Origin of the sequence: Micrococcus sp. GbtcB5, from assembly GCF_019091605.1 — a bacterium.
GTDB classification, from domain to species: Bacteria; Actinomycetota; Actinomycetes; order Actinomycetales; family Micrococcaceae; genus Micrococcus; species Micrococcus luteus.
The window spans coordinates 1-1,946 of the sequence record NZ_JAGXJK010000061.1 but is presented as its reverse complement, the minus strand read 5'-3'; the positions used below and the strand labels follow the sequence as shown (position 1 = coordinate 1,946).

The following is a 1,946-nucleotide window of genomic DNA, read 5'->3' as shown; positions in this document are numbered from 1 at the left end:
GGATGCGGATGGGCTACTTCGCCCAGATCGCAAACATGCCCGAGGCGACCAAGCTCTACGACACCGTCGTGGCCTGGTGGGACGCGATCGAAGTCCTGATCGTCACCGGCGCGACCACCGCCCGCGTCGAGGCAGCGAACACCGGCATCAAGAACATCAAACGCACCGGCCGCGGATTCCGCAACGCCGAGAACTACCGGACCCGTATCCTGCTGACCAGCGCCGCGAGAACCGTAGCGTGAATACCCGCCACTGCAGGGTCATTCACCACGAACCGCGAAGAGCCCCTTTAACTTTGCACCGGGCATCCGGCACAGTCACCGCCGGGCCCTCCTTTGGGTCGGCTAAGCTCGCGGCCATGGGAGAACGAGCGACGGGACAGCGACCGAGCGCCCCGCCGTCCCTGGACCTCGAGGTCCGCGTCCGCCTCGCGCACGCCCGCATCGCGCATCTGCTGGACCGGGCCGGCATCCGGGGCCTGCACCTCAAGGGCTACGCCACCGAGCCCGGCGTCTACCCCGATCACCGCCGCAGTTCGGACGTGGACCTGCTGGTCCATCTGGCCGATGCCGCCGCCGTCATCGAGCTCCTGCGCGCCCACGGCTGGGAACCGGTCGCTGACTTCTCGGAAGGGTCGATCTTCCAGCACGCGGCCACGCTCTGGCACGACCAGCTGGGGTATGTGGACGTGCATCGGCTCTTCCCCGGCCTCGGCGCGTCCCCCGAGGCGGCCTTCGACGCCCTGTGGAGCGAGCACGCCCACCTCGTGATCGCCGGCCGGCCCGTCCCGGTGCCGAGCCCGCGCCACCAGCGGCTCGTCGTGATCGTCCACGCGGCCCGCGACCCGTTCCGCGGTGGCCTCGACGTCCGGCACATTCGGGAGTCCCTCACCGCCGAGAGCTGGGCCGCCCTGCGCGAGGAAGCCCACCGGCTGGACGCGGGCGCGGCCTGGCACGTCGCCACGGGCGAGGCCGCCGACGGCGTCGACACCCGGCAGCTGGCCCTCTTCGCGGCGCTGCACGAGAGCCAGAGCGGTCTTGAACTGTTCCGCACCCGGTGGCGGTCGGCCGCCACGGCGCGGGAGCGGGCCGTCCTCGTGGCCCGCACGATCCCGGTGAACCGCCCCCATCTGCAGATGCGCCTGGGCCGGCCTGTCACCCGTGCGGACCTGTGGCGCGAGCAGCGCGCCCGGCTCGGCGCACTCGCCGGCTGGGCCTGGAGGAAGGCGGTGCGCCGTGACCGTTGAGACCACCGAGGGCTGGGCGCTCGCCCCCGACATCGCGTGGGCCCGCACCGCCGGCGGCCAGGCCGCCGTCATGACGCTCGAGGCCGGTCAGCCGCTGCTGTTGAGCGCCTCGGGCGACGTGATCTGGGACGTCCTCGTGGGCGGCCGCACCCCGGATGACGACCTGGTCGCGGATCCGCCGACGCCGCTGTCGACGACGGACGTCACGGTCCAGGTCGCGGAGGCGTTCGGCCTCGCCCCCGCCGACGTCGCGGCCGACGTCCACGCCTTCCTCGAGATGCTCGAGGCGCACGGCGTCCTCGACCGCGTGACCTCGGCCTGCCCCGCCTCGATGTCTGCCCCTGAAGGATCGCCCTCGTGAGCCCTGCCCCGCCTCCCGCCCACACCCACGCCCGCTTCATGGAGCTGGACGGGCTGCGCGGTCTCGCCGCGCTCGGTGTCGTGCTGGCCCACTACATCACCCTCGCGAACACGTTCTTCCCCCATCTGCGCCAGGCCCCGGTCGACCTGAGCCCGCTCACCCTCGGCGTCCACCTGTTCTTCCTCATCTCGGGCTTCGTCATCTTCATGACCGTCCGGCGCGTGGGCTCCGCACGGGAGTTCCTGACCGCGCGCGCCATCCGCCTGTTCCCCCCCGTTCTGGGTGGCCCTGCTCCTCACCAGCGCGATCGGCTACCTCTCCCACGAGGCCTGGCTGAAG

Annotated in this window: 4 protein-coding genes; all 4 read left to right on the top strand. The window is 72.0% G+C overall.

What is annotated here, in order from left to right; translation table 11 throughout:
• The coding region (locus KVS67_RS11355) for a transposase (protein WP_217565380.1) at positions 1–242 on the top strand (242 nt) is incomplete at its 5' end.
• 116 nt (positions 243–358) lie between these two features.
• On the top strand, positions 359–1,246 hold the full coding sequence (locus tag KVS67_RS11350; RefSeq protein ID WP_217565379.1) for a nucleotidyltransferase family protein: 888 nt from the start codon (positions 359–361) through the stop codon (positions 1,244–1,246).
• On the top strand, positions 1,236–1,607 hold the full coding sequence (locus KVS67_RS11345; protein WP_217565378.1) for a PqqD family protein: 372 nt from the start codon (positions 1,236–1,238) through the stop codon (positions 1,605–1,607). The genes KVS67_RS11350 and KVS67_RS11345 overlap by 11 nt, the downstream gene beginning before the upstream one ends.
• Positions 1,604–1,946, top strand: a 343-nt coding sequence (locus KVS67_RS11340) for an acyltransferase (protein WP_217565377.1), incomplete at its 3' end; no start/stop codon positions are given. The genes KVS67_RS11345 and KVS67_RS11340, both read left to right, overlap by 4 nt.

What these genes read in the sequence shown, in the direction of transcription:
- KVS67_RS11350 (WP_217565379.1), top strand. Translation starts at nt 359, where the DNA reads ATGGGAGAACGAGCGACGGGACAGCGACCGAGCGCCCCGCCGTCCCTG.